The organism is Pseudomonas sp. AGC41 (assembly GCF_057334555.1).
This window is the reverse complement of sequence record NZ_JBHFJB010000063.1, coordinates 3,873-9,066: the sequence shown is the minus strand read 5'-3', so window position 1 is coordinate 9,066 and position 5,194 is coordinate 3,873. Positions and strand designations below refer to the sequence as shown.

Here is a 5,194-nt window from a genome sequence, read left to right as displayed (position 1 = left end):
CCCCCCCCCCACACAGGCTCGCTCCCACGGGTTTTATGTTTCGCCCATGGGTTTGGCATATGATGCCGCCATTCGCCTCCCCGCCGGATCCGGACAGGAGTACAGATGCTGCTCAAACACAAGATCGTCGCTCTCGGGATCCTGCCGCTGGTCCTGGCGATTACCGTTATTGGTGCCTTGGTCATCTCGCTCAATCGCCAGTTGGGTGACCAACAGGCGCAACTGATCGAAGACAGTATCCTGGCCAGTAAACGCGCCGAACTGAAGAACTACGTAGAGATGGCGCAGAGCCTGATCGCCCCGTTGTACAACGACGGCCAGGGAGATGCGCGAGCGCAGCAGCAGGTGCTGGAAGAACTGCGCAAGCTCAGCTTTGGCATCAACGGTTATTTTTTCGTCTACGACCGCCAGGGTCGCAGCCTCATGCACGCCCGCCAGTCGGAGCTGGTGGGGCAGTATCTCTGGGACATGAAGGACCCTCAGGGCCTGCCGGTCATCCAGGCCTTGCTCAAGAGCGCCGAATCAGGCGAAGGCTTTCAACGCTACGCCTGGAACAAGCCCTCCTCCGGCCAGGTGACCGACAAGCTCGCCTACGTCGTGATGCTCGATCGCTGGGGCTGGATGCTCGGCACCGGGATCTACCTGGAAGACGTCGAACGCGCCACCCAGCAGGCGCGCGCCGAAGTGGCCCAGGGCATCCACACAACCATGCAGGCCATCGCCGCCATTGCGTTGGTGGCGGTGCTGTTGGTGTTTGCCGGCGGCATCACCCTCAATGTCAGCGAGCATCGCCTGGCCGACAAGAAACTGCAGCGCTTGAACCAGCGTATCGTCAGCTTGCAGGAGGAAGAGCGCTCACGGGTGTCGCGCGAGCTCCACGATGGCATCAGCCAGCTGTTGGTGTCGATCAAGTTCCAGTTCGAACTGGCCAGTCATGTGATCGAGAGTGGGCAGGAAAATGGCCTCGGCATCCTCAAGAATGCCACCGATCGACTGGGCGAAGCGATCGGTGAAATCCGCAGTATTTCCCACGATTTGCGCTCCTCGTTGCTCGATACCCTGGGCCTGCCCGCCGCCATCGGCCAGCTCGCGGCCGAATTCGAACAACGCAGTGGCCTGGAAGTGTCCTACCGAAGCAACGAGTTCGACTGTCGCCTGGAAAACGGCGCCCCGGTCTCGCTGTTCCGGATTGCCCAGGAGGCGCTGACCAACATCGAGCGACACGCCGGGGCGAAACGTGTCGCCATCACCCTGTTCGGTTCAGGCCAGTCGTTGCGACTGACCGTGGTGGATGACGGGATGGGCTTCAACGTCCCGCAGGTCGAGCGTGGTCATACCGGCATCGGCCTGCGTAATATCCGCGAACGGGTCGAGCATTTTGGCGGGCGGCTGGAAATGACCTCGGTTCCTGGACGAAGCGAACTGGATATCCTCTTGCCCATGACCCTGTCGGCCACGGAAAGTTGATGCGCGTTCATTTCCACAAGAGCACCTGCCCATGACCCTGCCCCCCGCCATACGCGTCGCCCTGGTCGACGATCACTCGCTGGTTCGTGACGGCATTCGCGCGCTGTTGTCCGTCATGCCTCGCCTGGACGTGGTCGGCGAAGCGGAGAACGGCGCGCAGGCGATCGACATGGTCGGGCGCTGCCAGCCGGACCTGCTGCTGATGGACATCGGCCTGAAGGACATGAACGGCCTCGAGCTGACCCGGCTGTTGGGCAAGCAATACCCCGGCTTGAAGATCCTCATCCTGAGCATGTACGACAATCATGAGTACATCAGTGAATCCGTGCGCGCCGGTGCCAGCGGTTACGTGCTGAAGAATTCACCTTCCAAGGAGATCATTGCCGCCATCGAAGCCATCATCGGCGGCGGCACCTTCTACAGCGCCGAGATTGCCCAGCGCCTCGCCACCGACCCGAACACCGACAGCGAACTGACGCCGCGCGAGAGCCAGGTCCTGGCGAAAATGGTCGAGGGGCTGAACAACAAGGAAATGGCCCGTGAGCTAGACATCAGCGTACGCACCGTCGAAACCCACCGCCTGAGCATCCGCCGCAAACTCAATATCGACAAACCTGCGGCGCTGGTGAAATACGCGATCGATCACGGACTGGTTTCCCGCTAGCGAGGAAGCTTGCCTGGCTGCCTTCCGAGCAACACCAAAGCCACTACAAACGACAGCGCCACGGCGATGGCGCCGCCCAGGTAAACCGCACCAATGCCCCAGCCACTCGCCAACAGGCCGGCCAGCGGGCTGGTGATGCCCAGGGCAATATCGAGAAAGGCGACATAGGCGCCCATGGCGAGACCGCGAGCCTGGGGTGGTGCACGCCGCACCGCCTCCACGCCAAAACCCGGAAACGCCAGGGAATAACCGAAACCGGTGAGTGCCGCCCCCAGGTAGGCGCTGGTCGCGCTGTCGGCGCTCCAGATCAGCAGCAGCCCAACGCTTTCGATCAACACACAGACCAGTGCCACACGGGCGCCACCAATCTTGTCCGGAAGGTGCCCGAACAGCAGGCGCGCACCGATGAACGCCACGCCGAACGCGGTGAACGCCAACGAAGCGTTGCCCCACTCCCGGGCCGCGAACAACAGCGCGATAAACGCCGTGAGAACACCAAAACCGACACTGCAGAACGCCAACCCCAGGCCGGGAACCCAGACGGCGCCGAGCATCTTGTAGAACGGTGTACGCCGGGTCGCCGTAGGGGCGACGGCGCGCACACCGGCGACAATCGCCAATGCCAGCAGCGGCACGCACATCGAGGCCAGGACGATGCCCACGAAGCCCCAACCGGCATTCAACGCAACACCGAGCGGCGCTCCCAGTGCGTAGGCGCCGTACATGGCGATGCCGTTCCAGGCCATGACCTTGCCGGCATGCTGCGGCCCCACCAGGCCGATGCCCCAGCCCATCGCTCCGGTGACGATGAGGCTTTCGCCAATCGCCAGCAGCACGCGGCCGCCCGACAAAAGCCAGACCGCCGTAACCGGCGCGGCAACGAACGCCAGGGAAAGCAGATAGACCAGCCCGGACACAGCGGCCGTCACCAGCCCGGCCATGACCGCGCGCTTGCCGCCACGCAGGTCGGCAAAATTGCCGGCCCAGGCCCGTGACAGCAGCGCCGCGGCAAACTGTGCCCCGATCACCAGGCCAATCACCAGCGTGCCCATGCCCAGCGTGTCATGCAGGTGCAGCGGCAAGACCGGCAATTGCATGCCGATGGTGAGGAAACCGACAAACACGGTCAGTGTGAGCGGCAACAGCCTGAGCGCCGGATTGGCCTCGACGGTTGCCCCGAGCGCCGATGCGGCGCCGTGATGAAGATTTTCTCGAGTCATGATCCTACCCACGGAATGGAATGCGAAGTGAAGTTGAACGGCGTCTGTGCAGCCGACTAGAATGCGATCAATTAGTCGCATTCAAGATACGAATAATCCGTCGCATTGCCTATTCGCATTCCTTTCGAGGTGCATGACCTTAATGTCCGAACGCCCAAGCCCGCAGATTTCCTCGCGCAAACAGCCGAAACAGGCCCGCTCCACCGAACTCGTGGCGGCCGTCCTGGAGGCGGCTGTTCAGGTTCTGGCAAGCCACGGCGCCCCGCGTTTCACCGTGGCTCGTGTGGCGGAGCGCGCGGGCGTCAGCGTCGGGTCGGTGTATCAATACTTCCCGAACAAGGCGGCGATCCTGTTCCGGTTGCAGAGTGACGAGTGGCAACAAACCACCGCCATGCTGCGCGACATCCTCGAGGACCAGGGCAAGCCGCCTCTGCAGCGCTTGAGGGATCTGGTGCAGGTGTTCATCCAGTCCGAATGCGACGAGGCGCAGATACGCATCGCCCTCAATGACGCCGCCCCGCTCTACCGCGATGCCCCGGAACATCAGACGGCGCGAATCTCGGTGCAGCAATCGGTAGACGCTTTCATGCAACAAGTGCTGCCGGAAGCCAGCGTGCAGGCGCGCGCCCTGGCCGGTGACCTGATCATCACCACGCTCGGTTCCGTGGGTAAGCGATTTTCGACAACGCCACGCTCCGGCGAGGAAATCCGGGCCTATGCCGATGCCATGGCCGACATGTTCTGTGCCTATCTGGAGAGTCTGCGGCAGAAAGCCGCCGAGATCGCACCCAGCTGACTGCTGGTCCCGACGATCCGGTGACAGCCCGCCGACACTTTTACTACACTCGCCCGTCTTGTCCCTCCCTTTGCGAGACGTCCGATCCATGAAAACCATAACAAGCACGATGACGTTCTGTGGCCTGCTGGCGTTCTGCGGCAACGCCCTGGCCGAGCCAACCCCTTCGCATCTGGACAAGGTCCTGCAACAAGGTGAACTGCGGGTGTGCACAACGGGTGACTACAAGCCCTATACCTACAAGGCCGAGTCAGGTGAATACGAGGGCATCGACATCGACATGGCCCGGTCGCTCGCCACCAGCCTCGGCGTCAAGGTGCAATGGGTCCAGACCACTTGGAAAACCCTGATGCCAGACATGTTGGCCGGCAAGTGCGACATCGGGATGGGCGGGATTTCGGTGACTCTGGAGCGGCAGAAAAAAGCCTATTTCAGCAGCACCCTGGACGTTGACGGCAAGATCCCCCTGGTGCGTTGCGAAGACCAATCGCGCTACCAGAACATCGAGCAGATGAACCAGCCTTCGGTGCGTCTTGTCGAGCCGGCCGGTGGCACCAATGAAGCCTTCGTGCGGGCATTCCTGCCCAAGGGCCAGTTGGCTTTCCATGACAACGTGACCATCTTCCAGGAGCTCCTGGAAAAACGCGCCGACGTGATGATCACCGATGCCTCCGAAGCGCTCTACCAGCAGAAACTCAAGCCGGGCCTGTGCGCCGTCAACCCGACCCAGTACCTGCAATACGGCGAGAAGGCCTACCTGCTGCCGCGCGACGATCACACCTGGAAAATGTACGTCGACCAGTGGCTGCACCTGAGCAAGGCCAATGGCAGCTACCAGAAAGTGATCGGACAGTGGCTGGCCGTCCCCGGCGCCCAGTGATGTATCTGCAAATATAAAACCTGTGGGAGCGAGCCTGCTCGCGAAGGCGCCAGATCAGTCAACATCTTCATCGACTGACACACCGCTTTCGCGAGCAGGCTCGCTCCCACAAGAGCATCTGTGGCACATGCAGATCCTGAGTCCAACCCAAAACCACTGTGGGAGCG

The 5,194-nt window shown here is 62.0% G+C and carries 5 protein-coding genes; 4 read left to right on the top strand and 1 reads right to left on the bottom strand.

What is annotated here, in order from left to right:
- Window positions 1-105: 105 nt before the first annotated feature.
- Window positions 106-1,467 (top strand): cache domain-containing protein, encoded by a 1,362-nt coding sequence (locus ACE04F_RS11875; RefSeq protein ID WP_486106890.1) that lies wholly within the window; start codon window positions 106-108, stop codon window positions 1,465-1,467.
- A 31-nt stretch (window positions 1,468-1,498) separates the two neighbouring features.
- Window positions 1,499-2,131, top strand: coding sequence for a response regulator (locus ACE04F_RS11870; RefSeq protein ID WP_305500528.1), 633 nt, complete (start codon window positions 1,499-1,501; stop codon window positions 2,129-2,131).
- Here the strand turns inward: ACE04F_RS11870 and ACE04F_RS11865 are convergent.
- On the bottom strand, window positions 2,128-3,351 hold the full coding sequence (locus tag ACE04F_RS11865) for an arabinose transporter (protein ID WP_486106887.1): 1,224 nt from the start codon (window positions 3,349-3,351) through the stop codon (window positions 2,128-2,130). The genes ACE04F_RS11870 and ACE04F_RS11865 overlap by 4 nt on opposite strands.
- A gap of 142 nt (window positions 3,352-3,493) precedes the next feature.
- On the opposite strand from ACE04F_RS11865, the gene ACE04F_RS11860 reads away from it, so the two are divergent.
- Together ACE04F_RS11860 and ACE04F_RS11855 are read left to right on the top strand one after the other, a co-directional pair.
- Window positions 3,494-4,147, top strand: a complete 654-nt coding sequence (locus ACE04F_RS11860) for a TetR/AcrR family transcriptional regulator (protein WP_486106886.1) — start codon at window positions 3,494-3,496, stop codon at window positions 4,145-4,147.
- 88 nt (window positions 4,148-4,235) lie between these two features.
- The gene (locus ACE04F_RS11855; protein WP_486106884.1) at window positions 4,236-5,027 is read left to right on the top strand and encodes a transporter substrate-binding domain-containing protein; all 792 of its coding nucleotides are present in this window, start codon (window positions 4,236-4,238) and stop codon (window positions 5,025-5,027) included.
- The last annotated feature ends 167 nt before the right edge of the window (window positions 5,028-5,194 follow it).